The sequence below is a fragment of the Chelatococcus caeni genome (assembly GCF_014196925.1).
Classification (GTDB): Bacteria; Pseudomonadota; Alphaproteobacteria; order Rhizobiales; family Beijerinckiaceae; genus Chelatococcus_A; species Chelatococcus_A caeni.
In genome coordinates, this window is sequence record NZ_JACIEN010000001.1 from 333,399 (window position 1) to 360,236 (window position 26,838).

Genomic DNA, 26,838 nt, shown 5'->3' on the forward strand with positions numbered 1-26,838 from the left:
GGGCAGCAGGTCTTCTCGTCGGGTAGGGCGAAGCGCGACACGCTCCCCCCGCTTGCGGTGGGGAGGCTGGGGTGGGGGGCGGTGCCGCCCGCGCGACGCGAAACGCCGCTAAGCTCTTATTTGACCGCCGCCTGCCTGCGGAGCCGCCCCCCACTCCTAACTCCTCCCCGCCACTGCGTGGGGGGAGGGGAACAGGGTGGCGCCCGGCCTCTCGGCTACTCGGCCGGCAGCAGCTTCTCGCCCTCGATGACGATGCGGCGGCGGGCGATCTCGGCGCCGCAGAAATCGAGGAAGGCGCGCACGCGCGGCGAATGGCGCAGGTCCGGATGGGTCAGCAGCCACAGTCCGGCGGCGAATTCCGGCGCCGGGGCCGTCAGCCGCACGAGGGCCGGGCGCGTATCGGCGATGAAGCAGGGCAGGTGGCCGATGCCGATGCCGGCCTCGACCGCTTCGGCGAGGCCGAGCACCGTGTTGAGCTTGTAGACGATCCTGTCCGCCGGCACCTTGTCGCGCACGTAGCGCGCGACGTGCATCGTGGAGAAGTTGTCGCCGAGCGCCACCCACGGCCGCTCGAAGAGGGAGAGGAGGTCGAGATCGCGCCCGCCGTCGGGAAAGGCCTCGCGCCGGCCGTAGAGCGCCCAGTGGATCGTGGCGAGGCGCCGGCCGACGAGCGTCTCCGGCGGGTTGTCCGTGGCGCGGATGGCGATGTCGGCATCGCGCTTGGAGAGGTTGAGCGCCTGGTTGCCGATGACGATGTCGAGCCGGATATTGGGATAGGCTTCACGGAACGCGGCGAAGACCGGTGTCAGCAGGTGCATCAGCAGCGTGTCGTTGGTGGTGACGCGCAATTCGCCGGCCGGCGAGACGGCGCAGCCGGCAAGGCGCATGGAGACGCCGGCGAGATCCTCCTCGATGCGCTCGGCGAGCGCCGTGATCTCCTCGCCCGGCGGGGTCGGCGCATAGCCGGCCCGGTGCCGCTCGAAGAGCTTGACGCCGAGCAAGTCCTCCAGCTGGCCGAGGCGGCGGAACACTGTCGAATGGTTGATGCCGAGCCGCTCGGCGGCCCCGGCCATGCCTTTCGCCTCGGCGATGGCCTTCACGAGGCGGATGTCGTCCCAGGCGATCTGATGGACGGCTGCCGTGGAGACGAGGGTGGTTTCGGTCGACATCCTTGCGCCTGTGCAATCTTCAGCTTGCGATCATACTGCTGGCTTTGCGCGGCGGGAAACCCAAAATCCCCCTCACGTTGCACTTGTGCGAAAACCCCGTGACCTGGAGCCCTTCCGTGATCGATCCCCGCACCGCGCCCTATGGGCTGTTCCTTTTGCGCGTTTCCCTCGGCCTTATGTTCATCGCCCACGCGCTCCTGAAGTATGTCGTCTTCACCATCCCCGGCTTCGCCGGCTTTCTCGGCCAGGTCGGCTTTCCCGCCTTCTTCGCCTGGCCGGTCTTCCTCGCCGAGCTCCTCGGCGGCATCGCCCTCATTCTCGGCCTTTATGCCCGCTATGTCTCGGCGGCGCTCGTGCCGGTCCTGCTCGGCGCGCTGATGGTGCACGTGCCGAACGGCTGGCTCTTCACGGCGCCGAACGGCGGCTGGGAATATCCCGCCTTCCTCGTCGTCGCCGCTGCCGTCCAGGCCCTTGCGGGTGATGGTGCCTTCGCCCTCAAGGCCTCGCCTTCCCCGATCGCGGCGCGGCCCATTGCGGCACGCTGATCCGCCCCGCGTTCAAACCCACCCGGCAATTTGAGAGGTATGTCGCCATGACCAAGGTTCTCGTTCTCTATTATTCGTCCTACGGCCACATCGAGACGATGGCGCAGGCCGTGGCCGAGGGCGCCCGGGCCGCCGGCGCCGAGGCCGTCGTCAAGCGCGTGCCCGAGCTGGTGCCGGCGGAGGTGGCTGAGAAGGCCGGCTTCAAGCTCGACCAGGCGGCGCCGGTCGCCACGGTGGAGGAACTGGCGGAGTATGACGCCATCGTCTTCGGCACGCCGACCCGCTTCGGCAACATGACGGCGCAGATGCGCAACTTCCTCGACCAGACCGGCGGCCTGTGGGCCAAGGGCGCGCTCATCGGCAAGGTCGGCTCGGTCTTCACCTCCTCCGCCACCCAGCACGGCGGCCAGGAATCGACCATCCTGACCTTCATCCCCACGCTGATGCACCACGGCATGGTCGTCGTCGGCCTGCCCTATTCCTTCGCCGGGCAGAGCGGCCTCGACGAGATCAAGGGTGGCTCGCCCTACGGCGCCTCCACCATCGCCGCCGCCGACGGCAGCCGCCAGCCCTCCGCCGTGGAGCTGGAAGGGGCCCGCTTCCAGGGCAGGCACGTGGCCGAGATCGCAGCCAAGCTCAAGGGGTGAGCGCGTCGCGCAGACCGCACGGAAAGGCCCGGCTCGTCCGGGCCTTTTTCATCGTGGCGCCGCCGCCCGCCGCAGCCGGTCGTTGATGGCCTCGCCGAGGCCGTGCGCGGGGATGGGGACGACCGCGATGGCCGGCACCCGGGCATCGTCGAGCCCGCGCAGGTGGGCGAACAGATTGGCGGCGGCCTCCACGAGGTCGCCGCTTTCGCTGAGATTGCGGATGGCGCCCGCGTTCTCGATCCCCGGCGGCCGGTTGCGGCCGAAGAGGAGGGCGCCTTCGCCCGGCCGCACCTCCTCGGCATCGAGGCGCACCTCCGCCCGCGGGGCGTAGTGGGATTCGAGCATGCCCGGCGCGAGCGGCGCCTCCTCCTCCGTCGGGGCGGCGCCGTCGAGGAGCTTGCGTCCCAGCACCTCTTCGATCGCCTCGCGCGGCACGCCGCCCGGGCGCAGCAGGCGCATCTCGCCGTCGAGGCAGGAGATGATGGTCGATTCGAGCCCGACATTGGTGCCGCCGCCGTCGATCACCGCGTCGATGCGGTCGATGAGGTCGGCGAGGACGTGGTCCGCCCGCGTCGGGCTGATGCGGCCCGAGCGGTTGGCCGAGGGCGCGGCCACCGGCCGGCCGACGAGCGTGAGCAGGTCCCGCGCCAGCGGCAGGCCCGGCACGCGCAGCGCGACCGAATCGAGCCCGGCCGTCGCAAGGTCGCAGATGCGCGACGTCTCCGCCCGCGGCACTACCAGCGTCAATGGCCCGGGCCAGAAGGCCTCGGCGAGCCGCGCCGCATCCTGTTCGAACACCCCCTCCCGCTCGGCCGCCGCGATATCCGGCAGGTGCGATATGAGCGGGTTGAAGGAGGGGCGCTCCTTGGCGGCGTAGATGCCGGCCACCGCCCGCGGGTTTGTCGCGTCCGCGCCGAGGCCGTAGACCGTCTCCGTCGGGAAGGCCACGAGGCCGCCGAGCCGCAGCAGGTCGGCGGCGCGCGACAGGCCGCCGACGTCGGCCGTCAGCAGCTCGGTGACGCGTTGCCCATGCCCGTCTTGGGACGCGACGGGCGTTGATCGATCATCGTTCACGTTTAAACTATCTCTGGTCTTGCCTGCCTGCCTTTGACGCGGCTTATGATGCGCGTCAACGGGCCGCGTGGCACGCACTAAATGCACGGCCTCAAATGGCCGCACAGACAAGATGAGGGAGCGGCGATGACCTATCGGGCACCGGTCGAGGATCTGGCCTTCACCATGCGGCACGTGGCCGGGCTCGAGGAGAGCATCGCCGAGGGGCTCTATCCCGACCTCTCCGTGGAACTCGTGGAGCAGGTGCTGGAGGAGGCCGGGCGATTCGCCTCCGAGCGCATCGCGCCGCTCAACGCGCCGGCGGACCGGACGGGTGCCCGCTTCGCCGACGGGCAGGTGACGACCGCCCCGGGCTGGAAGGAGGTCTATACGGCCTGGGCCGAGGCGGGCTGGAACGCGCTGCCCTGCGATCCCGAATGGGGCGGCCAGGGCCTGCCGACCCTGGTGCAGACCGCCTGCGTCGAATTCTGGAACGCCTCCTGCATGTCCTTCGCCCTCGGCCCGCTGCTCACGGCCGGCGCCGTCGAGGCCCTGACGGCCCACGCCAGCGAGGACCTGAAGCGGCGCTATCTCGAAAAGCTCGTCTCCGGCGAGTGGATGGGCACCATGAACCTCACGGAGCCGCAGGCGGGCTCCGATCTCAACGCCGTCAGGACGCGCGCCGAGCGGGCGGGCGACGGCACCTATCGCATCACCGGATCGAAGATCTTCATCACCTATGGCGAGCACGACCTCACCGACAATATCGTGCATCTGGTGCTCGCCCGCCTGCCGGATGCGCCGCCCGGCACGCGCGGCATCTCGCTGTTCCTCGTGCCGAAGTTCTTCGTCAACGACGACGGCTCGCTCGGCGCGCGCAACGACGTGCGCTGCCATTCCATCGAGCACAAGCTCGGCATCCACGCCTCGCCCACCTGCACCATGGTCTACGGCGATGCCGGCGGTGCCGTCGGCTGGCTCGTCGGCGAAGAGAACCGCGGCCTCGCCTGCATGTTCACCATGATGAACAACGCCCGCCTCGCGGTCGGCGCCCAGGGCGTCGCCATCGCCGACCGGGCCTATCAGCAGGCCTTGTCCTATGCCCGCGAGCGCCGGCAGGGCCGGGCGCCCGGCGCGGGGGAGGGCATGAGCCCCATCGCCGACCATCCGGACGTGCAGCGCATGCTGCTCACCATGAAGGCGACGACCCACGCCGCGCGCGGCATCTGCCTGATGACGGCGGCCGCCATCGACCGCAGCCGCCTCGCGCCGGATGCCGAGGCCCGGCGCAAGGCGCACGAGCTCGCCTCGCTGCTGACGCCGGTCGCGAAGGCCTTCTCCACCGACATCGGCTGCGAGGTCGCGTCGCTCGGCGTGCAGGTGCACGGCGGCATGGGCTTCATCGAGGAGACGGGTGCCGCCCAGCACCTGCGTGATGCGCGTATCGCGCCGATCTACGAGGGCACCAACGGCATCCAGGCCATCGACCTCGTCCTGCGCAAGCTGCCCCTGTCCGACGGCACCACCGTGCGCGGCGCCATCGCCGAGATGCGCAAGGTCGGCGCCCGGCTCGTCGCGAGCCGCGACGAGGCCTTCGGCGCCACGGCGGCACGGCTGCGCGAGGCGGTGGAGGCGCTCGACGATGCCACCTCCTTCCTCCTCAAGGCGCTTTCCGGCAACAGCCCGGCCGACGCACTCGCCGCGGCGACGCCCTATCTGCGCCTCTTCGGCATCGCCCAGGGCGGCACGGCGCTCGCGATGGCCGCGCTCGCCGCAAGCGAGGCGCGCGCCGCCGGCGACACCAACCCGGCCCACGCTGGCCGCATCGCGCTCGCCCGTTTCTTCGCCGAGAACATCGCCACCGGCGCCCGCGGCCTGGCGCAGACCGTGATGACGGGCGCATCCGCGCTCGCCGACGCCGAAGCAGCCCTCGCGGGCTGATCGGCATGGCGGGCGGGCCCCTCTCGGACCGCATCTGCGTCGTCGCCGGCGCGTCCCGCGGCGTCGGGCGCGGCATCGCCCGCGGGCTCGCGGAGGCCGGGGCGACGGTGATCGTGACCGGCCGCTCGAGCGAGGCCGGCCCGCGCACCGACGGGCGGCCCGAGACCGTCGAGGAGACGGCGCGCCTCGTCGAGGCGCTCGGCGGCCGGGGCCACCCCTATCAATGCGACCATACGGTCGAGCGTGAGGTGGACGGCCTCGCGGCGTGGACGCTGCGCCGCTTCGGCCGCGTCGATCTCGTCGTCGATGCGGTCTGGGGCGGCAACGAGGGCTACGACGGCGAGCGCTATTCCGACGGCTCGGCCTGGGGCACGCCTTTCTGGCGCCGGCCGGCGGCGCGCCTCGGCACCGTGTTCGAGACCGGCGTCTATGCACAGCTCCTCCTGGCGAAGGCCTTCGCCCCGGCCATGGTGGGCGCCGGCTCCGGCCTTCTCGTCACCGTGCTCTTCGACGACGGCGGTGCCTATCTCGGCGATGTCTTCTACGACCTCGCCAAGGCATCGATGGCGCGGCTGACGCTCGCCATGGCGAGCGAGCTCGCCCCCCATGGCGTCACTGCGCTCGCCCTGTCGCCCGGCTTCGTGCGCACGGAGCGCGTCGCGGGCTCACCCCTGGCGGCGGAGGCGGGCGAGACCCCGCTCTATGCCGGCCGTGCAGTGGCGGCGCTCGCATGCGATGCCGGCGTTGCCCGTCACGCGGGCAGGGTTCTCCATGTCGGGGATCTCGCCGGCCTCTATGGCTTCACCGATGCGGACGGCCGCCGCCCGCCGCGCTATTCCATCAAAGAGACAGCCGAAGACGGGGAGACCTGAGCCATGTCATTGTCGGGCAAGACCTTGTTCATCACCGGCGCCTCGCGCGGCATCGGGCTCGCCATTGCGCTCAAGGCCGCGCGGGACGGCGCCAATGTCGCCATCGCCGCCAAGACGGCCGCACCCCACCCCAAGCTCCCCGGCACCATCTTCACCGCCGCCGCCGAGATCGAGGCGGCGGGCGGGCGGGCGCTGCCGCTCGTCGTCGACGTGCGCAACGAGGAGGAGGTGGCGGCCGCCATCACCCGGACGGCTGAGACCTTCGGCGGCCTCGACATCGTCGTCAACAACGCGAGCGCCATCCAGCTCACCGGCACGCGCGACACCGACATGAAGCGTTTCGACCTGATGCACCAGGTCAACACGCGCGGCACCTTCATGGTGTCGAAATACGCCATTCCCCATCTCGAGAAGGCGGACAACCCGCACATCCTCATGCTGTCGCCGCCGCTCGACATGAACGAGAAGTGGTTCGCCCCGCATCTTGCCTATTCCATCGCCAAATACGGCATGAGCCTGTGCGTGCTCGGCCTTGCCGGCGAATTGCGGTCGAAGGGCATCGCCGTCAACGCGCTGTGGCCGCGCACGACCATCGCGACGAGCGCCATCCGCAACCTCCTCGGCGGCGAGGCGATGGTGGAGGCGAGCCGCACGCCCGAGATCATGGCCGACGCGGCCTATGCCGTCTTCAGCAAGCCCGCGCGCAGCTTCTCGGGCCAGTTCCTCATCGACGACCTCGTGCTCGCCGCCGAGGGCGTCACCGATTTCGAGCAGTACCGCGTCGATCCCTCGAAGCCCCTGATGCCGGATTTCTTCGTGCCGGACGACACGCCCCCGGTGCCGGGCTCGGCGCATTGATCAAAGGCGGGAAGTGTGCCTGCGCCGTCGCTGGTTCTCCCTCCCCCCGCTTGCGGTGGGGAGGGTCGGGGTGGGGGGCGGTGCCGCAGTCGCATCCGGCGCGATTTGTTGTGCAGGCTAAAGGCGCAGCACCAATTCTTGGACCGTTGCGCCCGGAACCCCCACCCCCGGCCCCTCCCCGCAAGGGGGAGGGGAGTCAGGGCGCGCGCCGGATTTCGCCTCCGCCCCGAAATGCGATAGAGAGCGCCCGTAACAGGCTTTCGGAGCGCAGGGCATGATCGTCGTCTACCGCATGGTCGATCCGATGGAGCGGGACGACACCAATGTCTGCCGGCTCGAGCGGCAGGTCCTGCCGCCGGGCGAGGCCCTTCCGGCCGATGCGGTCTGGATCGATCTCGTGGCGCCGACCCGCGAGGAGGATCGCCTCGTCGAGCAGCACCTCGGCATCGAGATCCCGACCCGCGAGGACATGGAGGACATCGAGCCCTCCGAGCTGCTCTACAGCGAGAACGGCGCGCGCTACATGACGGTGCGCCTGCTCTTCGCCGCCGACAGCGATGACCCGGACATCACGGCGGTCACCTTCATCCTCAAGGGGGCGGCCCTCGTCACCGTGCGCTACGACGAGCCGCGTGCCTTCGGCATGTTCGCCAACCGGGCCGGCAAGCAGGGCGGCTGCGGCGCGAGCGCCGAGGAGGTCTTCGCCGGCCTCATCGAGACCATCATCGACCGGCTGGCCGAGGTCCTGCAGGCGACGGGCAGCAGCATCGACAGGATCTCCCGCGCCGTCTTCGACGTGGCCGACAAGATGACCGGCCGCCATGGCGAATACCAGAAGACCCTGCGCGACCTCGGCCGCTACGGCACGCTCATCTCCATGAGCCGGGAGAGCCTCGTCTCCATCGAGCGGCTGCTGCTGTTCCTCTCGGTCGTCTATCGCGCGACGCGGGTACCGGTGGAGCTGCGCGAGCAGGTGCGCACCACCCTGCGCGACCTGCAGTCGCTGGAGGAGCACGCCACCTTCCAGTCGGGCAAGATCCAGTTCCTGCTCGATGCGACGCTCGGCCTCGTCAACCTCGAGCAGAACAACATCATCAAGCTGTTCTCGGTCATGGCCGTCGTCTTCATGCCGCCGACGCTCATCGCCTCGATCTACGGCATGAACTTCAAGGACATGCCGGAGCTCGACCTGTGGTTCGGCTATCCCTCCGCGCTCCTCGCCATGGTGGCGGCCGCCATCGCCCCCTACCTGTTCTTCCGCTGGAAGCGGTGGCTGTGAGGCGTCTCTTCCCGCTCAGTGCCGGCCCCAATGGGCCATGAGCCGGTCGATGGTGCCCTGCATCTCGGCGTGGCTGAAGCTGCGCCAGTCGCGCCCCTCGGTGCGGATGAAGCTGGCGGCGGCCTCGATCATGCGCCGCAGCAGGGAGGACGAGGCGGCGGCGATCGCCGCGCGCTCCTCGGCCTCGCCCGCCTGTTTCAGCGCGCGGATGGCGCTCGTCACCACGTCGTCCATGGCGAGGCGCAGGTTCTCGAAGGCGAGCCGGCGCTCCGGCGCCAGCGCCTCGTAGGCCCTCAGCGCGTCGTCGGCGAAACGCAGCTGCGCATGCTTGGCGAAGTGCTGCCGGTAGCTGCGCGGCTGCCATTCGTCGAGGGTCTCCATCAGCTCCGCATCGTCGGCCGCGAGCTCGATGATCATCAGCACTTCGTTGTACTGGTTGAGGAAATCGGTGGAGAGCGACGGCGCGGGCTCCGCCGCGAAGGGCATGCCGCCGTCGACGTTCCCTTTGCCCATGGACATGCCCGCTGCCACTCCCGACCCCCGTCTTCCATGTGCACAACGCCTCGTCGTGCCTGCGGCCGTCTTGCCCTTGCCGGTGCCGCCACGTGACTGTGGCAGCATCAGGCAAATAAATTCGTAACGGTCAGGATCATGTGCGGTCGCTTCGCGCTGACGCTCTTTCCCGAACAGGTGCAGTCGCAGTGCGGCTATGAGGAAGAGGTCGAATTTCCGCCGCGCTACAACATCGCCCCCACGCAGCCGATCGCCGTCGTCACGGCCGATGCCGCGGGCCGGCGGCATTTTTCCCTGATGCGCTGGGGCTTCGTGCCGGCCTGGACGAAGGACCCGGCGGCGATGCCGCTCCTCTTCAACGCCCGCGGCGAGACGATCGGCGAGAAGGCCGCCTTCCGCGCCGCCGCCCGCCATCGCCGTTGCCTCGTGCCGGCGAGCGCCTTCTACGAATGGCGCCGCGACGGCGCGAAGAGCACGCCCTTCATGATCGAGCGGGCCGATGGCGGCTTGATGCTCTTGGCCGGCATCTGGGAGACCTATGCGAGCCCGAACGGCAGCGAGATCGACACCGTCGCCATCGTGACCACCGACGCCAACGGCACGCTCGCGGCGCTGCACCCACGCATGCCCATGATCGTCGCGCCGGACGACGCCGAATTGTGGCTCGACTGCACCCAGCCGGGCCTCGCCGCGCTCGGCCTCGTGCGCCCGGCCCCGGACGACCTCCTGACCATGCGCCCCGTATCGCAGAACCTCAACGATGCCCGCCGCGACGACGCGACCGTGCAGGGCCCGGCGGGCGAGGCCGTGCCGGCCCCCGCACGCGGCCATGAAAAAGGCGGGCGCAAGCGCCCGCCTGAAGCTCAGCTGTCGCTGTTCGACGAGGATGCGTGAGGCGCGTCAGACGCGCCGGCAGACACGCTCCACCGTGCAGCGCGGCGGGCCACGGCGCACCCAGCGCACCTCCTTCTCGCAGACGCGGCGCGGGCCGACGCCCGGGCGGTGCACCATGCGGCAGTTGGTGACGACCTCGCGCACCGGCTTCGGCTGCGTGCACACGCGCTCCGACCGGCAGACGGTCCGCGCTTCGGCGGAGGTCACGGCCGGGCCGGAGAAGCTGACGAAGGCCGCGGCCGCCGCGCCGAGGACGAAGGGCAAGGAGCGTTTCAGGGAAAAGGGCTGGAAAGAAACAGACGGCATCACAAATCTCCGCATCGCGAATCATGGGGCATTTCTGCCTGTCGCCGGGGCCCATGAAACATCGGGCAAGATGAACGGAAGATGTACGCCGGCCTCTTTTCCTATCGTTCCTGCCGCATCGCCGGCTGGCGACCCGGGTCGAGCCACTTCTCCATGTAGAGGCGCGGCTGGGCCTCGAAGCCGAGCTGCTCGTAGAAGCGCTGCACTGCCTCGTTGCCGGCCCGCACGAGAAGGTTGAGCTTCCAGATGCCTCGTGCCTTGAGCCACGCCTCCGCGGCCGCCATGATGGCGCGGCCATGGCCGGCGCCCCGCTCGGCCGGGTCGACCGCGACATAGTAGACGACCCCCCGGTGCCCGTCGTGGCCCACCATGCAGGCCGCGACGATGGCGCCGTCCGCCCTGCGCAGCACCAGCACCTCGCCGTGGCCCGAGGAGCGGCAGAAGGCGATGTCCTCGGCCGGGTCGTTCCAAGGCCGCGTCAGGCCGGCCGCCTGCCACAGGGCGACGACGGCCGGCAGCTCTGCCTCGGCCATCGGGCCGGCCGCGAGCGGGGCCGTCACAGCATCGCTCCGGGATTGAGCAGGCTTTCGGGGTCGAGCGCGGCCTTGAGCTTGCGCATGAGATCGAGCGCGACGGGATCCTTGACGGCGGGCAGCAGGTCGCGCTTGAGGCGCCCGATGCCGTGCTCGGCCGAGATCGAGCCGCCGTGCCGGAGCACGACGGCGTGCACGGCCTCGTTCATCGCCTCCCAGCGGGCGAGGAAGGCCTGCTTGTCGGCGCCGACCGGCTGGCTGACGTTGAAATGCACGTTGCCGTCGCCGAGATGGCCGAAGGGCAGGGGGCGGCAGCCCGGCACCAGCGCCTCGGCGGCCGCCGCCGCTTCCTCGAGGAACTGCGGCACCAGGGCCACCGGCACGGAGATGTCGTGCTTGATCGAGCCGCCCTCGTGCCGCTGCACCTCGGAGAGCGCCTCGCGCAGCTTCCAGAAGGCGTTGCGCTGGTCGAGGCTCGCCGCGATCGCCGCGTCGTCGACGAGGCCGCGCTCGAGCGCCGCCGTCAGGATGCGCTCCATCGCGTCGTCGAGCCCGGCTTCGGCGGCCGAGGACAATTCCATCAGCACATACCAGGCGTGCGGCTCGCCGAGCGGGTCGCGCGTGCCGGGCGCGTGCCGCAGCACGAATTCGAGCCCGAGGCGGGGCAGGAACTCGAAAGTGGTCACGGCGCCGCCGGCCTCCGCCTTGGCGAGGGCGAGGAGATCGAGCGCCGCCTGCGGCGAAGAAAGTCCGCAGAAGGCGGTGGCCCGCCCCTGCGGGCGGGGAAAGAGCTTGAGCACCGCGGCGGTGACGATGCCGAGCGTGCCTTCGGACCCGATGAAGAGGTTCTTCAGGTCGTAGCCGGTGTTGTCCTTGCGCAGCTTGCCGAGGCCGTTCCAGATGCGGCCGTCCGCCAGCACCACCTCAAGCCCGATGACGAGGTCGCGCGTGTTGCCATAGGCGATGACGGCGGTGCCGCCGGCATTGCTGGCGATGTTGCCGCCGATCGTGCAGGAGCCTTCCGAGGCGAGCGACAGGGGAAAGAGCCGGTCGGCAGCCTCCGCCGCCTCCTGCGCCCTGAGCAGGGTGACGCCCGCCTCCACCGTCATCGTGTCGGTCAGCGCGTCGACCTCGCGGATCCGGTCGAGCTTCTGCAGGTTGAGCACCACCATCGGCCGGCTCGCATCCGGGATCTGCCCGCCGACGAGGCCGGTGTTGCCGCCCTGCGGCACCACCGCGATGCCGGCCGCGCGGGCGTGGCGCACCACCTCGGCCACCTCCTGCGTCGTGCCGGGCCGGACGACGGCGAGCGCCTCGCCGCGGAAGAGGTCGCGCGGCTCGCGCAGGAAGGGCAGGATGTCGTCAGGGGCGGTGAGCACGTTGCCCGGGCCGGTGACGGCGGCGAGCCCCGCCAGAAAATCCTCGTTGGTCCCCTTGCTCACGGACGCCCTCCCTTGCCTTTGTTCTTGTGCTTCGCCGGGCGCGTGAAGACGCCGACGACCTCCACATGGTGGGTGTAGCGGAACTGGTCGACCGGCACGACCCGGGTCAGCTGCATGCCGGCCTCGACCAGGATGCGGGCATCGCGTGCGAAGGTGCCGGGATCGCACGAGACGGAGATGGCGAGCGGCACCTTGGACAGTGCGATCTGCCGCGCCTGCGCCTCCGCCCCCGCGCGGGGCGGATCGAGGACGACGGCGTCGAAGCGGTCGAGCTCCAGCGGCAGCAGCGGCCGGCGGAAGAGGTCGCGCACCTCCGTGGTGAGCGGCTTCAGCCCCTGCGTGTTGCGCGCGGCGCGCTGCAGCGCGGCAAGGGCCTCGGCGCCGTTCTCCACGGCGTGCACCTTGGCCTGCCGCGCGAGGCGCAGGGCGAAGGGGCCGCAGCCCGCGAAGAGGTCCGCCACATGGCGCGCGCCGGCACAGGCCTCCGTCACGAGGGCGGCGAGCGCCTCCTCGCCGGCGGCCGTGGCCTGCAGGAAGCCGCCGGGCGGCGGCACCACGGCGGCCGGCCCCATCGTGGCAGCGGGCGGGCGGCGCTCGATGAGGATCTCGCCGTGCAGCGACAGGCGCGCGAGGTCGAGCGTGCGGGCCGCCTCGACGAGCGTCATGCGCAGCCTGTCGTCGGCCTTGCCGAGGCCGCGGATGTCCATGTCGAGCCCGCCGAGCGTCTCGGTCGCCTGGATGTCGAGCGGCTTGCCGCGCGGCAGGATGAGGGCGGCGAGCGCCCGGGCCTTGTCCGGCGCCGCGGCGAGGCCGGGCGCCAGCACCGGGCATTGGGCGATGGGAACGAGCGCATGGCTGCGCGCCGCCATGAAGCCGACGGCGGCCTTCCCCTCGATCAGGCGGGCATGGAAGGTCACGCGCCGCCGCCCGGCGCCATGCGCATCGACGAGCGGCGAAACGTCGGTCTCGATGCCGGCATGGGCGAGGGCCTGCACGACGATGTCGCGCTTCCACGCCCCATAGAGCTGCGGCGCCACGTGCTGCGCCGCGCAGCCGCCGCAATGGCCGAAGAGCGGGCATTCGGCAGCCTGCCGGTCGGCCGATGCGGTCTCGACGCTGACGAGCCGGCCGCGCTCGCCGTCCACTTCGGCCGTGACGACCTCGCCGGGCAGCGCGAAGGGCACATAGACCGGGCCGTGCGGCCCCTCGGCGATGCCGTCGCCGCGGGCGCCGAGGCGGGTGATGGTCAAGGTTTCAGCCACGGCGTGCCCCGATCAGATATTCCACGTTGCCGTCTCCCCCGGCGATGGGGGAAGCCATGGTGCCGAGGACGGTGAGCCCGAGATCGCGCACGAGCGTGGCGATATCCTCCACCACCGCCTGGCGCACGGCTTCTTCGCGCACGATGCCCTTCTTGAGATGCGCCCGGCCCGCCTCGAACTGCGGCTTGACGAGCGCGACGAGATGGCCGCCATCGGCGATGCGGTCCGTCACCGCCGGCAGGACGAGCTTCAGCGAGATGAAGCTAACATCAGCCACCATGAGGCCGGCCGCTTCCGGCACCTCGGCCGCCGTCAGGGCCCGCGCATCGACCCCTTCGAGCGAGACGACGCGCGGATCGGCGGCAAGGCGCGGGTGCAACTGGCCGTGGCCCACGTCGACCGCATAGACCTTCGCCGCGCCGCGGGCGACGAGCACCTCGGTGAAGCCGCCGGTCGAGGCGCCGATGTCGAGGCAGGTGAGCCCGGCGGGATCGATGGCGAAGGCATCGAGCGCCGCTGCGAGCTTGACGCCGGCGCGCGACACCCAGGGGTGCGGCGCTTCCGCCGCGATCGCCGCACCGACCGGCAGCGCGTCGGACGCCTTGCGCACGGGGCGCCCGTCGGCCGTCACGCCCCCGGCGGCGATGGCCGCCTGCGCCTTGGCGCGGCTGTCGAAGAAGCCACGTTCGACGAGAAGAAGATCGGCGCGTTTACGCATGGGCTGAGCTTATGCGGCGAGCGCGGAGCGCACGTCCGTCTGCGAGAAGTCGTTGCCCTTATAGAGCAGAGGCGCGTCGAGCGACATGGCGAGCGCATAGGACGCACAGTCGCCGAGGTTGAGCCGTGCCGGATGGCCGGAGCCGCGGCCGAAGCGACGGTAGGCGTCGCTCGCGAGATTGGACTGAGCCGTATCGAAGGTGTGCAGGACGACGTTGGCGCTGGTGAGCAGATTGCCAAAGGGGATGAAATAGCGAGCATCGCCTCGCCGCAGCAGGACGACCCGTGTTTCATAGACCGTTACAGCCGAGACGTAGCGGGCGCCGGCGCCATAGAGCGCCAGAGCGAGCGCTTCGGCTTCCGGCTCATTGGTGAGCATGGCGATGAAGGCCGACGTATCGACGACGATCATTCCTGTTCGCCGTCGTCAAGTTCGCCCCACAACTCGTCGAAATCACGTTTCGTGATCTTCGGCAGCGGACCGAGGCGGCGGACATCCTCCTGAATCACGCGCAAAGCGGCCATCTGGCGCGCGATTTCCTTCTCCCGCTCCTCCCGCGCCTGTTCGAGGCGCATCTCGAGCGCCTTGCGCACGGCTTCGGTGATCGTCTCGCCGGTGAGCGCCGCGACCTCGCGGGCGAGACGCTCCGTCTCGGCGGATTTGATGTTGAGGGCCATGGCCGTTTCTTCCTGTCTCAGGATAGGAAGAATAGGCGCGCAAGGAAGACGCTACAAGGGTTCTTCCTTGGCGGCAGGGCGAGCGGCGCTTGCGAAAAAGGACCGGCTTGCGATCAAGGACCGGCTTGCGCCTTGGGAGCGCACCGGCGCCGGCGCGTCATGCCCGCGCGTCGTATGCGCACCGGCCCCTCACCGTCCGGCCCGGCTCGTCGCGGGCACCCACGCCGCGACGCTCGCGCGCAGGGTCAACGGTGTGGATGGCCGGGACGGGCCCGGCCAAGACGGATGGAGAGGGCCCTCCCAGGCACCCACGCCTTGGCTCGTGGCGTAGCGGCAAGGATGTGAGTGCGCGGGCCGCCAAGGCCCGCTTGCGTCCCGGGAGTGCACCGGCCCCTCACCGTCCTGCCCGCGCTCGTCGCGGGCATCCACGCCGCGACGCCCGCGCGAGATTGAAGACCTGGATGGCCGGGACAAGCCCGGCCAGGACGCGAAAGGAAGTCGGGCGTGCTCCCGCATGGTCCTTCGCCACAGGCAGGCCCGGCCAGACGGCCGCCTTCGGCGCCATCTTGCACTGGACGCCGGATCGCCTTTCGCTTCACTTCAGGCGTCCGGCGAACGAGGGTGCTCCTGCCGTCCCGGTCTTACGCCCTCAGCGCCGCCGCGTCGGTGCCGAGCGCGGAAAAGACCGTCGCCACGATGCCGGCGGCGTCGAGGCCGGCCTCGGCATACATCCGCTCGGGCTTGTCGTGGTCGATGAAGCTGTCCGGCAGCACCATCGGGCGCACCTTGAGGCCGTGGTCGAGCGCGCCGGCGCGGGCGAGCAGATGCAGCACCTGCGTGCCGAAGCCGCCGATGGAGCCTTCCTCCACCGTGACGAGGCATTCGTGCTCGCGCGCGAGGCGCAGCACGAGTGCGGTGTCGATCGGCTTGGCGAAGCGCGCATCCGCCACGGTGGTGGCAAGGCCCCGTGCCTCGAGCTGTTCCGCCGCCTTGAGGCATTCCGCGAGCCGCGTGCCGAGGGAGAGGAGCGCGACGCGCCCGCCCTCGCGCAGGATGCGCCCCCGGCCGATGGCGAGCGGCACCCCGCGCTCGGGCATGTCGGTGCCGACGCCCTCGCCGCGCGGGTAGCGGAAGGCGATGGGGCCCTCGTCATGGGCCGCGGCCGTCGCCACCATGTGCACGAGCTCTGCCTCGTCCGCCGCGGCCATCATGACCATGTTCGGCACGCAGCCGAGGAAGGCGATGTCGAAGGAGCCGGCGTGGGTCGGCCCGTCGGCGCCGACGAGCCCGGCCCGGTCGAGCGCGAAGCGCACCGGCAGGTTCTGGATGGCGACGTCGTGCACGATCTGGTCGTAGGCGCGCTGCAGGAAGGTGGAATAGATGGCGCAGAAGGGCTTGTAGCCCTCGGCCGCGAGCCCCGCCGCGAAGGTCACCGCGTGCTGCTCGGCGATGCCGACGTCGAAGGTGCGCTGCGGAAAGGCCTTGCCGAAGAGGTCGAGACCCGTGCCCGAGGGCATGGCCGCGGTGACGGCGACGATGCGCTCGTCCTCCTCGGCCTCGCGCACGAGGCTCTCGGCGAAGACCTTCGTATAGCTCGGCGCGTTGGCCTTGGGCTTGGCCTGCGCGCCGGTGACGACGTCGAAGGTGACGACGCCGTGGTACTTGTCGGCGGCGGCTTCGGCCGGGGCATAGCCCTTGCCCTTCTGCGTCACGACATGGACGAGGATCGGCCCCGCCTCGGCATCGCGCGCGTTCTTCAGCACCGGCAGCAGATGGTCGAGGTTGTGGCCGTCGATGGGCCCGACATAGTAGAAGCCGAGCTCCTCGAAGAGCGTGCCGCCCGTCCAGAAGCCGCGGGCGAATTCCTCGGCGCGCTGCGCCTTCTCGTAGAAGAACTTCGGCAGCCGCTTGGCGAGCTGCTTGCCCGCCTCGCGCAGCGTGCGGTAGGCGCCGCCCGAGACGAGCCGGGCGAGATAGGCCGACATGGCGCCGACCGGCGGGGCGATGGACATGTCGTTGTCGTTGAGGATGACGATGAGCCGCTCGTTCATCGCCCCGGCGTTGTTCATGGCCTCGTAGGCCATGCCGGCCGACATCGCCCCGTCGCCGATGACGGCGACGACATTGCGCCGCTCGCCCTTGAGGTCGCGCGCCACCGCCATGCCGAGCCCGGCGGAGATGGAGGTGGAGGAATGGGCCGCGCCGAAGGGGTCGTACTCGCTCTCGGCGCGCTTGGTGAAGCCGGAGAGGCCGCCGCCCTTGCGCAGGGTGCGGATGCGCTCGCGCCGCCCGGTCAGGATCTTGTGCGGATAGGCCTGGTGGCCGACGTCCCAGATCAGCCGGTCGTGCGGCGTGTCGAAGACGTGATGCAGCGCCACCGTCAGCTCGACCACGCCGAGCCCGGCGCCGAGATGCCCGCCGGTGACCGAGACGGCGTCGATCGTCTCGGCGCGCAACTCGTCCGCTATCTGGCGCAGGTCCGCCTCGGGCAGGCGGCGCAGGTCCGCGGGCGTCTTGATGGTATCGAGCAGCGGCGTATCGACGGGCACGGCAATCGTCCTCGCGCGCGGGTGGTGCGGGTTGGCTGCAACCGGACATAGGGCCTTGTCCGGCGTGGGTCAAAGGCGCCGTTGCCGCGCCGCTCACATCTCGGGCAGGGGAATGAACTCGTCGTCGCCCGGCACGCCGGCGAAGCGGCCCAGCTTCCAGTCCTCCTTCGCCTCCTCGATGCGCTCCTTGCGCGAGGAGACGAAGTTCCACCAGATGTAGCGCTTGCCGTCCATCGGCGCCCCGCCGAGCATGAGGAAGCGGGCCGGCGTCAGCGCGGTGATGGTGATCGCGTCGCCCGGCTTGAAGACGAGCAGGCGGTGCGCCTCGAAACGGTCGCCGGCGATGTCGATCTCGCCGGAGACGGTGTAGATCGCCCGCTCCTCGGCGACCGGATCGAAGGGAATGCTCGCGCCCGCGGCGAGGGCGACATCGGCATAGACCGCCTCGCTCGCCGTGGCGACGGGCGAGCTGGAGCCGAACAGCGTGCCGGCGACGATGCGCACGTGCTTGCCCTCGCCGACGATGTCAGGCAGGGCGTTCTCGTCGTAATGGCTGAAGGCGGGGGTATCCTCCTCCCGTTCGGCGGGCAGGGCGACCCAGCTCTGGATGCCGGCGAGACGGCCGCCGCGGACGCGCTCCTCGAGGCCCGTGCGTTCGGAATGGACGATGCCGCGGCCGGCCGACATCAGGTTGACGGCGCCGGGGCGGATGATCTCCTCGCTGCCGAGGCTGTCGCGGTGCACGATCGCCCCCTCGAAGAGATAGGTGAGGGTGGCGAGGCCGATGTGCGGATGCGGCCGCACGTCGAGCCCGTCGCCGACGGCGAAATCGGCCGGCCCCATCTCGTCCCAGAAGATGAAGGGGCCGACCATGCGCCGCCGCACGGTCGGCAGGGCGCGGCGCACGGCAAAGCCGCCGATGTCGGAGACCCGCGGCACGACCACGAGGTCCGCCGCATCGCAGGACGGCGCGTCGCCGGCCACGGGGTCCTTGCCACGAAGCCAGCTCATCGCACCCTCCTGTCCTGAAGGCTCAGCCCTCGACGTCGAGCGGCTCGCTGCTGGGCTTGCCGTCGGGCCCCATGGTGATCTTGTCGATGCGCGCCTCTGCCTTCTTCAGGAGCGCCTCGCAGTGCTTCTTCAGCGCTTCGCCCCGTTCGTAGATCGCGATCGATTCGTCGAGCGGCACGTTGCCCTTCTCGAGCCGGTCGACGATCTCCTCGAGTTCCTTGAGCGCGCGCTCGAAAGGCAGGGACGCGATATCGGACGGCGCGTGGTCGCTCATCATGCATTCCTCAAGGGACATGTGCTCCAGATGAGGGTTATCGCGTTCCCTTCGGCGCGAGGCAACCCCATCATGGTTGAAGCAGCCGCAGGTTGCACGTCGAAGGTGGGTGCTCCTCCTGCGGCGCGCGTCACGAAACCGTGCCGTCGGCTGCCGGCGCCGTGCCTCCGCTCCGGCGCAGCAGCTTCTGGTAGGCGAGGCCGATGCCGACGAGCACGAGGCCGAGGCCGATGAACGACAGGGCCCGGAGCACGCCCTCCAGGCTCGACAGGTCGACGACGAAGACCTTGACGACGGCGATGAGGATGTAGGGCGCCGAGGCGAGGCGCGCGAAGCGCCAGTTGCGCCACAGCCCGACGGCGAGGATGGCGACGCCGATGACGACGAGCGCGGCGGAATAGGTCCACAGCTCGGCCTCGCCCGTCTGCCGCCAGAGCGCGATCTGCGGCCCCTGGAAGAGGAAGCGGATGACGTTGACGGTGAAGGCGAGGTGCAGGAGCAGCGCCAGCGCCAGCGCGCTGCGCACGTACCAGGTCGGCCGGTGCGCCCGCGCGAGCCAGGCGAGGCCGGCGGCCATGACGGCCGGCACGAGATAGGCGAGGACGAGCGTGTTGAAGACGGCGCCGCCGAGGATGGGCTCGTCCGTGAACAGCGGATTTTCGCCGAGGAGGAGGCCGATGCCGGCGACGATGAGCGTCAGCACGCCGAAGGCGAGCCCGGCGAAGTGGTAGACCGGATCGGCACGGTGCAGCTCGAGCCGCATCAGCACGATCGAGAAGGCAAGGCCCGCCGTCGCCATCAGCCCCATCTCGACGAAGCCGGAATCGGGCGCGAAGGGATCGCCGTCGTGCAGCGCGTGGCGGATCTCGAAGAAGACCAGCAAGGCGGAGAACAGGATGGCGAGGCTCTCGCACAGCTGCGTCACCCGGTCCCGCCCGCTCATGGCGAGCACCCGGGCGGCCAGCGCGAAGGCGAGCGCGGGCACGCCATAGCCCCACAGCAGCCAGTTGAAGATCGGCGTGGTGCCGAGGGCGTCGCCCGCGATGGCCGGGTCCCAGACGACACGGCCGAGGACGAGGAGGCCGGTGGCGCCGACGGCATAGCGCAGCACCGGCACCGCGATGCGTTGTGAGACGAAGGCGGTGCCGAGCGCCGACAGGGCGAAGGCGACGGTGAGCATGCCCTTTTCGAGCGCGAAGGTGAGGCCGAGCGCGAGGGCCGCGAGCGCGGCCGCCGCCATCGCCCCCGTGCCGAGCGCCGCGACCGGCCGGGCTTCGCCGTCATCCCCGTGCAGCAGCCGGGCGGCACCCGTGAAGAGAAGTGCGAGGACGGCCGCGGCAAGCGCGAAGGGCACGCTCGTATCGAAGGCGGTGACGCGCCAATAGGCGATGACGAGCAGGGCGAGGACGCCGGTCGTGCCGGCGGCCGCATGGCACGCCGCCGAGACGAGCGGCAGGTCTTCGCCGCGCATCAGGCGTCGCACGGCTGCCGCGAGGAGCGCCAGCCCCGCCGCGACGGCGAAAACGAGATAGAGGCTGAGGGCCGCCGGCTGCTCGCCCGGCGCGAACGCCGGGCCGCCGGGCAGGGAGGCGCCGCCCGGGTCGAGCATGGCGAGGCGCGCGACGGGCCAGAAGGCGAGGCAGCCGGCCGCGACGAGGGCCGCGATCAGGCCCGCGCCGGCCGCTGCGGCATAGGCGAAGCCGGTGACGAGGAGGATGGCGACCATCGCACCCGAGAAGGTCGCCCGCCCGCCGCCGCCGGCGAGATCACCCGCGAGGATGGCGAGCGCGCCGAAGGCGCTCAGCACGGCGAGGGCCGGAATGTCGAGCGGCCAGGTCCAGAAGGGCGGCTCCGCCTTGGGTTCGGCCGGCACGGCCGCTTCGGCATCGCCGCCGTCCTCGCCGGTTTCGGCCGTAGGCTCTCCCTCCGCCTCGGCCACGGGAATGCCAGCCGTGACGGGCAGAGCGCCGCCGTGCGGCAGCGCGACGAGGAACACGACCGCGAGCACCGTCTGCGCCAGCACCAGCACCATGGCGGGCAGGGCATCGGCGCTGCCGACGCTCGTCACCACGAGCCAGCCCCACAGCAGGGCGCCGCCGGCTGCCGAATAGGCAAGCCACCGCCACAGGCGCAGCCGCGCGAGGCCATAGGCCGCCGCGACCACGGCGACGAGATAGATCACCACCGGCCATGGCTGCGGATCGTCGCTCGTGACGAGGAGCGGCGCCGCGAGCGCGCCGAGAAGGCCGAGGGCAGCGAGCGCCGGCCCGTGCAGGGCCGCCGCTACCATGGTCGCGACGCCGATGAGGCCGAGCAGCACGAAGGCGAAGGCCGGGCCGATGAAGCCGTAGAGCGCATGGGCGGCGTAGACGCTGGCGAAGGCCGTCATGGTGCCGGCGGCCGTCAGCACGCTCGGCACATGCGCGGTGGAGACGCCGGCGGTGGAAAGGGCGGACGCCTCCTCGCCCCGCTCGCGCCGCCGCAGCCATTCGCCGCCGGCGATCAGCGCCAGCGCCGTGGCGAGGCCGGCGAAGATGCGCGCGGCCGGGCCGAAATAGCCTTCCTCGATGGAATAGCGCACGAGCAGGACGCCGCCGAGCGCCAGGGCGACGCCGCCGACCCACACGGCCCAGCGCGAGCCGAGCCGCTCCTCGAGCCCGGCCTGCGGCGCAGCCGTTGCAGCCGCCGCGGGCACCAGGTCGGGTGCGGGCTCTTCCGCAGGCTCGTCCGGCGGGAGCGGGCCTTCGGGTTCGGTCGCCGGCTCGGGAGGCGGCGCGGCTTGCGGCTCTTCTTCCGGGGCGGGGGCCGGCCGTTCCAGGCCGGAGAAGGCGTCGCCGGAGACAACCGGCACCACGATGCCCGCCTCGGCGAGCTTCAGCTCCAGCACCCCGAGCCGCGCCTCGAGCGCCGACGTGCGGCCACGCAGCCCGAGCGCCATGAAGAAGCCTGCTATCGCCGCGACAGGCACTGCGAGCGCGATCAGAACGATGAGCGCAATGACCGAATCGTCGCCCACGGCGGTTCCCCCCAGAAAGATCAGTGCACTTTGCCGCGGGATGGTCGTCGATGCAAAGCGGCGCCCGCTGTGCGCAGGCGCACCTCAGGCCTCGTGGCGCGTAATCCCGATCCTGGGTCAGGCCCGCGTGCCGAGGCGCAGGCCCGGCGCCGGCCGCTCCTGCAGCACCTCGCGGCGGAAGCGGAAGAGCGCGGCGGGGCGCCCCGCCGTCGGCATCATCTCCCCGGTCGGCTCGACGAGGGAGGTCGCCTCGACGAGGCGGCGGAAGTTCTGCTTGTGCAGGTGGCGGCCGGTGATGGCCTCGACGCTCGTCTGCAGAGCCGTCAGGGTGAAGCGCTCGGGCATCAGCTCGAAGACGACGGGGCGGTACTTGAGCTTGGCCCTGAGGCGGCTGATGGCCGTCGCGAGGATGCGCCGGTGGTCATAGGCGAGCGGCTTGCCGAGCGGTGGCAGGCTGGCGCGCGCCAGCGCCGCCGGCCTGCCGTCGCGCGCCGCCTCGGCGACGAGCCCGGCCTCGTAGAGGAGTTCGTAGCGCTCCAGCGCCTTTTCCTCGTCCCACGGGCTGCCGTCGCAGCCGAAGCACAGGCGCAGCCGCTCCTCGCGCGTGAGCGCGCGGATCTGCTGGCCGTCATCGGCGTGCGGCGTCCCGGCCCATTCCTTCAGCTGCGGCAGGATGTGCGCCGGCAGGATGGCGGGCTGGCCCGTGCGCCAGTCCTCCCAGGGGAAGAAGTCGTACCACGGCAGGAAGCCGGCATCGCCTGCAGGGGCTGCCGCGCCGGCGAGCCCGCGGGTGAGCGCGAGATAGCCGACGGAGACGACGTGCGGGCCGATGTCGCCGGCGGCGGCGCCGCGCCCCCGGTCGCCGAAGGTGTAGAGCTGCTCGACATAACCCAGCGCCAGGCCCGTCTGTTCCCGCACCCAGGCGCGCAGGCCGACCTCGAAGGTGCGGTGGGCGAGCGGATCGAACGGCCCCGCCGGCAGGGCCGGCACCTCCGCGTCCGGATGATGCGCGACGAGGATCTGCGGCGTCTCGCCCTCGACGGCCACGATGGCCGCGGCGAGGCCGATCTCGATGGCAGGCCGCGGGAGGGGCGGGCTGGCCTCCGTCATGGCCGTTCAGCGGTCGAGAGGGAGGGCGAAGGGCGTGCCCTCGAAGGCATCCACGCCGCGGCCGATGGCGGCGACGGCCTCGCTCATGCGGCCGCGCCGGTCGAGCAGCTTGTCGGCCGCCGCCACGAGCCGGGCATTGGGGGTCGCGCTCGGTGCCGCCTGGCGCAGGCGCTCGGCGAGGAGGAGCTCGTCGAGGTCGGGCCGCAGCGCGCACAGGCCGATGTAGGCCGCGGCGGTGGAGCGGCTGATGCCCGCATAGCAGTGCACGACCATGGGCCTTGCCCGGTCCCAGCCGCGCACGAAGCCGATGACCTGCCGGGCGTGCTCCTCGCCGGGCAGGATGTGCCCGTCCATCGCCTCGATGATGTCGCTGACGCCGATGAAGAGGTGCTGTTCCGGCCCGATTCCGTCGGGCCGCGGCACGGGCGTCGCCGCATTGATCAGCGTCAGCACGTGGCTCGCGCGCACGGCAGCCACCGTTTCGGCAAGGCGCGAGAGGGGACACACGTGAAGGGCCGGCATCGTCGTCGAACCTCCGCAAACGCTCCCTGATCTCGATGACGATAGTGGGGCGATTCGATGACGGCGGCGATTCTGAGCTGTGGATCGGCGCGGCCGATCAGGGCGGGGCGGCGAGCGCGTTGAAGCGGGCGAGAAACCGCGTCTGCGCCTCATCGGCCGACCAGGGCGCGAGGAAGCGGTCGATGGTCGGCGGCAGCGGCGCCGGGCGGCCGAAGAACGCCAGCGCTTCCTCGCGGGCAAAGCCGGCCAGGCGCGTCGCCTCGAGGAAGGCGGCGATCCTGTCGGCGCGCTTCGTTGCCCTGACGAGCGCGGCCGGCGTGGTCGCCGGCAGGCCGAAGCGCAGGTGGATCGCCGCTGCCAGCCGGTGCTCGACGTCCTTGTAATTGCCGCCGAGCACCGCCTTGAAGGGCGAGATCATGTCGCCGATGACATATTCCGCCGCATCGTGCAGCAGCACGACGAGGCGCGCACGGGCGTCGAGATCCGGATGGACGTGCTCGGCGATCGCATCGACCAGCAGCGAATGCTGCGCGACCGAGAAGATGTGCGGGCCGACGGTCTGCCCGTTCCAGCGCGCGACGCGGGCAAGGCCATGGGCGATGTCCTCGATCTCGACATCGAGCGGGGAGGGGTCGAGCAGGTCGAGCCGCCGCCCGGACAGCATGCGCTGCCAGGCGCGCGGGGGCTTGGCTGGCTTGCCGCTCATCGCCCACCACGTGCTGCGGGCACGCATTCCACGGTCGGGCGGGCCGGAGAAAACGCTCGCGACAATCCGTGCAACAGGGATCTCCTCTTCCTTCCCGTCAGGCATGCCGAAACAGGCCGGAACCGCTCGGCTCGCTCCCTACCTAGCACCATGAAGCATGCGGGCAAGACGCCGGCGGCGGCATGGCGGCGGCGCTCGGCCTTGAAGACGAACGAGAGGGCGCCGTTTGCCACCGACCGTGACGCACATTGCGAGGCGCGAATAGAAAATTATTGTAATCGTCGCGCCACTACTTTGCGGATGAACCTGATTAACCCGAGAATTGATATATCAGGGCGGTCAAGGCCGCTCGATGGGGCGCCTATGCTTCAACTCCCATAAGCAATGGTGTCTTTCTTCTCTTCTCGGGGAGAGCGGGGTCGCGCGAAGAAGCAGCGATCAGGCGAGAAACATAATGAAACTTTCAGAGATGCGTTTCCGTGGCTCGTCGCCGCGGACGATCGAATTCGTCCCGACGATGCAGGTGCTCCTGCCGAGAAGGGAGGGAATAGGGATTCGGGCAATCGCGCTCAGGTATCTTGTCGCGTCGGTCGCGATTTTATCCTGCTTGAGCCCCGGGGAATCCCGCGCGCAACTCGCCTGCACCAACGGCGCAAACTATTCATGCGAGCCGCCATCCAAGAACGGCCTCACGCTCACGGCGAATCCCGATTCCATCGTGGCCGATGAGAACATGGTATTGCGCGGCGGTGGCGTGGCGGGTCAGCCGGTGCGCAACTATTTCGTCGGCAATGCCGACAACGCCAACCAGTCGAACGTCTGGATCGGCGATGCCGGCCACACCGATTCGACCACGACGATCTATGCCAACCACTTCGCTGTCGGTGACAGCACGACCTCGGCCTCCGGCGCCAATGCGGCCGCCATCAGTCCGGGCGCGGTGGCGAGCGAGGCCGATGCGCTGGCATTCGGCGCCGGCTCGCAAGCGACGGCGGAAGGAGCGGTCGCGCTCGGCGCCGGCTCGGTGGCCGACCAGGCCAATACCGTGTCGGTCGGCGCGGTCGGGGACGAGCGGCGCGTCGTCAATGTCGCTCCGGGCGTCGACCGCACCGACGCGGTCAATGTCGGCCAGTTGCGGGACGTGGAAAGTGCATTGAACGAGCGCATGACCATCCTGCAGGGGACCGTGCTTGAGACGCGCAGGGAAGCCCGCCAGGGCGTCGCCGCCGCCATCGCCATGACGACCGCGCCCATGCCGTCGGCGCCGGGGCGCATGAGCTGGGCCATGAACCTCGCCACCTTCAAGGGCGAATATGCCTCCGGCGGCTCGCTGGCCTATCGTTTCGACGCGCCGATCCCCATCGCCCTGACCGCCGGCTACGCCTATGGCGGCGGCAAGTCCCACGCCGCGCGCGTCGGCCTGCAGGGGGAGTTCTAGGCGGAAAGGCCGCTCGGCGCGCCCGGGGTCGTCCCCCGTGGCGCGCCGGGCCGGCCGCTCACCGCGTGTCGCGGGCGGCGCATGTCCGCTCTCTGGGTTTACCTGCAGGTGACGGCAGGGAACGATTTTGTGCCCGCAGACGTAGTGCAGCTGAGCGCCAATAAGCATGTCTGGTCTGCAGGATAATTATAAAAAGCGAGCATGATTAATGCCGGCTCAGTGGAATACTCTAACAAATAAGAAATACAAACTTGTATATGGATTTTGTGCGTGTTCATATCATGCAGCCGATATAAAATTAATTAAATAAATAATAAAAAGGAAAAACTCATGGCTATTATGATAAAAAGACACGTGAATTTCTCCGGCAATTTACATACTAGAGCACCCATAGCGGTGGCATTTAACTGCATAAACTATAGTGTATTTTATCCTGAAAAAAATTGTATGATGTATATCGTCAATAACACTGCGGAAATGATTGCTATTTTGTTCCAGCGATATTTGCGGATTTTGTTGGGAGATTATCTGGTTTGCATGTCCGATATTCTAACCGGGCGGCGAGGCGACGTCAGGGGGCTTGCGGTCGTTTCCTGTTTGGCGGCGGGACTAGGGGGATTGGTTCTCTCTTCGTCCGACGCCCAGGCGCAGCTTTCCTGCGCAAATGAGCCGGGGGCCTATGCCTGTGCGGCGCCGGGACAGAACGGCCTCACTTTTACAGCGAATCCCGACTCCCACGTGGCCGATGAGAACATGGTACTGCGCGGCGGCGGCGCATCGGGTCAGCCCGTACGCAACTATTTCGTCGGCAATGCCGACAACGCCAACCAGTCGAACGTCTGGATCGGCGATGCCGGCCACACCGATTCGACCACGACGATCTATGCCAACCATTTCGCAGTCGGGGACAGCACGACCTCGGCCTCCGGCGCCAATGCGGCGGCCATCGGGCCGGGCGCGGTGGCGAGCGAGGCCGATGCCTTGGCATTCGGCGCCGGCTCGCAAGCGACGGCGGAAGGAGCGGTCGCGCTCGGCGCCGGCTCGGTGGCCGACCAGGCCAATACCGTGTCGGTCGGTGCGGTCGGGGACGAGCGGCGCATCGTCAATGTCGCCGCGGGCGTCGACCGCACCGACGCGGTCAATGTCGGCCAGCTGCGGGATGTGGAAAGTGCATTGAACGAGCGGATGAACATCCTGCAGGGGACCGTGCTCGAGACGCGCAGGGAAGCCCGCCAGGGCGTCGCAGCTGCCATCGCCATGACGACCGCGCCCATGCCGTCGGCGCCCGGTCGCATGAGCTGGGCCATGAACCTCGCCACCTTCAAGGGCGAATATGCCTTCGGCGGCTCCCTGGCCTATCGCTTCGACACGCCCGCCCCCATCGCCCTGACCGCCGGCTACGCCTACGGCGGCGGCAAGTCCCATGCCGCGCGCGTCGGCCTGCAGGGGGAGTTCTAGGCGGACAGGCTGCCTGGCGCGCCCGGGGTCGTCCCCGTGGCGCGC

The 26,838-nt window shown here is 70.2% G+C and carries 25 protein-coding genes and 1 pseudogene; 9 read left to right on the forward strand and 17 right to left on the reverse strand.

From position 1 onward, the window contains the following. Nucleotides 1–215: 215 nt before the first annotated feature. Nucleotides 216–1,169 (reverse strand): LysR family transcriptional regulator, encoded by a 954-nt coding sequence (locus GGR16_RS01660; RefSeq protein WP_183315527.1) that lies wholly within the window; start codon nucleotides 1,167–1,169, stop codon nucleotides 216–218. 116 nt (nucleotides 1,170–1,285) lie between these two features. On the opposite strand from GGR16_RS01660, the gene GGR16_RS01665 reads away from it, so the two are divergent. Together GGR16_RS01665 and wrbA are read left to right on the forward strand one after the other, a co-directional pair. Continuing rightward, a complete protein-coding gene (locus tag GGR16_RS01665; protein WP_183315528.1) occupies nucleotides 1,286–1,714 on the forward strand; it encodes a DoxX family membrane protein in 429 nt (142 codons plus the stop codon). Between the two features lie 47 nt (nucleotides 1,715–1,761). After that, the gene (gene wrbA / locus GGR16_RS01670; RefSeq protein ID WP_183315529.1) at nucleotides 1,762–2,361 is read left to right on the forward strand and encodes an NAD(P)H:quinone oxidoreductase; all 600 of its coding nucleotides are present in this window, start codon (nucleotides 1,762–1,764) and stop codon (nucleotides 2,359–2,361) included. Between the two features lie 48 nt (nucleotides 2,362–2,409). On the opposite strand, the gene GGR16_RS01675 is transcribed toward wrbA, so the two are convergent. After that, nucleotides 2,410–3,435, reverse strand: a complete 1,026-nt coding sequence (locus tag GGR16_RS01675) for an L-threonylcarbamoyladenylate synthase (protein WP_425486550.1) — start codon at nucleotides 3,433–3,435, stop codon at nucleotides 2,410–2,412. 126 nt (nucleotides 3,436–3,561) lie between these two features. Between GGR16_RS01675 and GGR16_RS01680 the strand changes: the two genes are divergently transcribed. The 4 genes from GGR16_RS01680 to GGR16_RS01695 all read left to right on the forward strand — a co-directional run bounded on the left by GGR16_RS01680 (nucleotide 3,562) and on the right by GGR16_RS01695 (nucleotide 8,364). Continuing rightward, entirely contained in the window at nucleotides 3,562–5,355 is a 1,794-nt protein-coding gene (locus GGR16_RS01680) for an acyl-CoA dehydrogenase family protein (protein WP_183315530.1), read from the forward strand. Nucleotides 5,356–5,360: 5 nt separating this feature from the next. Next, nucleotides 5,361–6,227: an SDR family NAD(P)-dependent oxidoreductase gene (locus tag GGR16_RS01685; RefSeq protein WP_019401738.1), complete on the forward strand. Its 867-nt coding sequence runs from the start codon at nucleotides 5,361–5,363 to the stop codon at nucleotides 6,225–6,227. 3 nt (nucleotides 6,228–6,230) lie between these two features. Further along, the gene (locus GGR16_RS01690) at nucleotides 6,231–7,085 is read left to right on the forward strand and encodes an SDR family oxidoreductase (RefSeq protein WP_026015062.1); all 855 of its coding nucleotides are present in this window, start codon (nucleotides 6,231–6,233) and stop codon (nucleotides 7,083–7,085) included. Between the two features lie 274 nt (nucleotides 7,086–7,359). Further along, on the forward strand, nucleotides 7,360–8,364 hold the full coding sequence (locus tag GGR16_RS01695) for a magnesium transporter CorA family protein (protein ID WP_183315531.1): 1,005 nt from the start codon (nucleotides 7,360–7,362) through the stop codon (nucleotides 8,362–8,364). A 15-nt stretch (nucleotides 8,365–8,379) separates the two neighbouring features. On the opposite strand, the gene GGR16_RS01700 is transcribed toward GGR16_RS01695, so the two are convergent. Further along, nucleotides 8,380–8,883 carry a hypothetical protein gene (locus GGR16_RS01700; RefSeq protein WP_156332754.1) on the reverse strand — a complete coding sequence of 168 codons (504 nt, stop codon included), beginning with the start codon at nucleotides 8,881–8,883 and terminating at the stop codon, nucleotides 8,380–8,382. Nucleotides 8,884–9,015: 132 nt separating this feature from the next. On the opposite strand from GGR16_RS01700, the gene GGR16_RS01705 reads away from it, so the two are divergent. Next, nucleotides 9,016–9,771: an SOS response-associated peptidase gene (locus GGR16_RS01705; RefSeq protein ID WP_183315532.1), complete on the forward strand. Its 756-nt coding sequence runs from the start codon at nucleotides 9,016–9,018 to the stop codon at nucleotides 9,769–9,771. A 6-nt stretch (nucleotides 9,772–9,777) separates the two neighbouring features. Here the strand turns inward: GGR16_RS01705 and GGR16_RS01710 are convergent, their stop codons facing one another. The 14 genes and pseudogenes from GGR16_RS01710 to GGR16_RS01775 all read right to left on the reverse strand — a co-directional run bounded on the left by GGR16_RS01710 (nucleotide 9,778) and on the right by GGR16_RS01775 (nucleotide 23,897). Next, nucleotides 9,778–10,077, reverse strand: coding sequence for a hypothetical protein (locus GGR16_RS01710; RefSeq protein ID WP_183315533.1), 300 nt, complete (start codon nucleotides 10,075–10,077; stop codon nucleotides 9,778–9,780). 101 nt (nucleotides 10,078–10,178) lie between these two features. After that, nucleotides 10,179–10,667 (reverse strand): annotated as a pseudogene (locus GGR16_RS01715) (GNAT family acetyltransferase); the annotation flags it as partial. Continuing rightward, complete coding sequence (locus GGR16_RS01720) at nucleotides 10,634–12,052, reverse strand: FAD-linked oxidase C-terminal domain-containing protein (protein WP_183315535.1); 1,419 nt, start codon at nucleotides 12,050–12,052, stop codon at nucleotides 10,634–10,636. The gene GGR16_RS01720 and the pseudogene GGR16_RS01715, both read right to left, overlap by 34 nt. Then, nucleotides 12,049–13,314, reverse strand: a complete 1,266-nt coding sequence (locus GGR16_RS01725) for a class I SAM-dependent RNA methyltransferase (protein WP_343059488.1) — start codon at nucleotides 13,312–13,314, stop codon at nucleotides 12,049–12,051. The genes GGR16_RS01720 and GGR16_RS01725 overlap by 4 nt, the downstream gene beginning before the upstream one ends. Then, nucleotides 13,307–14,032, reverse strand: coding sequence for a TlyA family RNA methyltransferase (locus tag GGR16_RS01730; RefSeq protein WP_183315536.1), 726 nt, complete (start codon nucleotides 14,030–14,032; stop codon nucleotides 13,307–13,309). The genes GGR16_RS01725 and GGR16_RS01730 overlap by 8 nt, the downstream gene beginning before the upstream one ends. A 9-nt stretch (nucleotides 14,033–14,041) precedes the next feature. Next, nucleotides 14,042–14,443, reverse strand: a complete 402-nt coding sequence (locus tag GGR16_RS01735) for a type II toxin-antitoxin system VapC family toxin (RefSeq protein ID WP_183315537.1) — start codon at nucleotides 14,441–14,443, stop codon at nucleotides 14,042–14,044. Continuing rightward, nucleotides 14,440–14,709: a type II toxin-antitoxin system VapB family antitoxin gene (locus GGR16_RS01740; protein ID WP_019401460.1), complete on the reverse strand. Its 270-nt coding sequence runs from the start codon at nucleotides 14,707–14,709 to the stop codon at nucleotides 14,440–14,442. Before GGR16_RS01740 ends, GGR16_RS01735 begins: the two co-directional genes overlap by 4 nt. Nucleotides 14,710–15,350: 641 nt before the next feature. Then, nucleotides 15,351–17,258 carry a 1-deoxy-D-xylulose-5-phosphate synthase gene (gene dxs / locus GGR16_RS01745; protein WP_183315538.1) on the reverse strand — a complete coding sequence of 636 codons (1,908 nt, stop codon included), beginning with the start codon at nucleotides 17,256–17,258 and terminating at the stop codon, nucleotides 15,351–15,353. A 93-nt stretch (nucleotides 17,259–17,351) separates the two neighbouring features. Beyond that, a complete protein-coding gene (locus GGR16_RS01750; protein WP_183315539.1) occupies nucleotides 17,352–18,269 on the reverse strand; it encodes a pirin family protein in 918 nt (305 codons plus the stop codon). 22 nt (nucleotides 18,270–18,291) lie between these two features. Beyond that, nucleotides 18,292–18,546 (reverse strand): exodeoxyribonuclease VII small subunit, encoded by a 255-nt coding sequence (locus tag GGR16_RS01755; protein WP_019401463.1) that lies wholly within the window; start codon nucleotides 18,544–18,546, stop codon nucleotides 18,292–18,294. A gap of 127 nt (nucleotides 18,547–18,673) precedes the next feature. Continuing rightward, on the reverse strand, nucleotides 18,674–21,559 hold the full coding sequence (locus tag GGR16_RS01760) for a DUF2339 domain-containing protein (RefSeq protein WP_183315540.1): 2,886 nt from the start codon (nucleotides 21,557–21,559) through the stop codon (nucleotides 18,674–18,676). Nucleotides 21,560–21,676: 117 nt separating this feature from the next. After that, nucleotides 21,677–22,669 carry an NUDIX hydrolase gene (locus GGR16_RS01765; protein ID WP_183315541.1) on the reverse strand — a complete coding sequence of 331 codons (993 nt, stop codon included), beginning with the start codon at nucleotides 22,667–22,669 and terminating at the stop codon, nucleotides 21,677–21,679. A 6-nt stretch (nucleotides 22,670–22,675) separates the two neighbouring features. Further along, nucleotides 22,676–23,191 (reverse strand): tyrosine phosphatase family protein, encoded by a 516-nt coding sequence (locus GGR16_RS01770; RefSeq protein WP_183315542.1) that lies wholly within the window; start codon nucleotides 23,189–23,191, stop codon nucleotides 22,676–22,678. Between the two features lie 97 nt (nucleotides 23,192–23,288). Continuing rightward, entirely contained in the window at nucleotides 23,289–23,897 is a 609-nt protein-coding gene (locus GGR16_RS01775) for a YfbR-like 5'-deoxynucleotidase (protein ID WP_183315543.1), read from the reverse strand. A gap of 718 nt (nucleotides 23,898–24,615) precedes the next feature. On the opposite strand from GGR16_RS01775, the gene GGR16_RS01780 reads away from it, so the two are divergent. Together GGR16_RS01780 and GGR16_RS26370 are read left to right on the forward strand one after the other, a co-directional pair. Continuing rightward, nucleotides 24,616–25,335, forward strand: a complete 720-nt coding sequence (locus tag GGR16_RS01780; protein WP_343059489.1) for a YadA family autotransporter adhesin — start codon at nucleotides 24,616–24,618, stop codon at nucleotides 25,333–25,335. 447 nt (nucleotides 25,336–25,782) lie between these two features. Continuing rightward, complete coding sequence (locus GGR16_RS26370; RefSeq protein WP_281380516.1) at nucleotides 25,783–26,793, forward strand: YadA family autotransporter adhesin; 1,011 nt, start codon at nucleotides 25,783–25,785, stop codon at nucleotides 26,791–26,793. Nucleotides 26,794–26,838: the final 45 nt, after the last annotated feature.